The organism is Ochrobactrum sp. SFR4 (assembly GCF_019730395.1).
Lineage (GTDB): Bacteria > Pseudomonadota > Alphaproteobacteria > Rhizobiales > Rhizobiaceae > Pseudochrobactrum.
Map to the genome: position 1 here is coordinate 1 of NZ_JAAPBB010000501.1, position 322 is coordinate 322.

1 protein-coding gene is annotated in these 322 nt (G+C 54.3%); it reads left to right on the top strand.

Annotated features, from left to right (window positions below; all coding sequences use genetic code 11):
- Positions 1 to 322 (top strand): AraC family ligand binding domain-containing protein (locus HBA93_RS19995; protein ID WP_221724443.1); only part of this gene is annotated, 322 nt, incomplete at both ends.

A 322-nucleotide genomic window follows, 5' to 3' on the forward strand; every position in this document is an offset into this window, starting at 1 on the left:
ATGTTTTTTACAACGAGTTTTCCTGATTATGCATTACCGGATCAGATTAACCGTCCGGTGGTTGTTATGGGATTGTCGATGGTGGTGGATGGTTGGGAGTTCCCGCGCCACTCCCATCGCAAAGCACAGCTTTTATTCAGTGCCAGCGGCGTGGTAACGGTTGAAACGGATAGCGGTGTCTGGGTTGTGCCGCCGCAATGTGCGGTCTGGATACCGGGCGGCCTGCCGCATAAAGCCAGAAGTACCGGCGAAGTGCGCGGTTTCGGCCTGTTTGTCGAGCCGGATATTATGGATGGCCTGCCGGACATATGTTGCAGTGTGT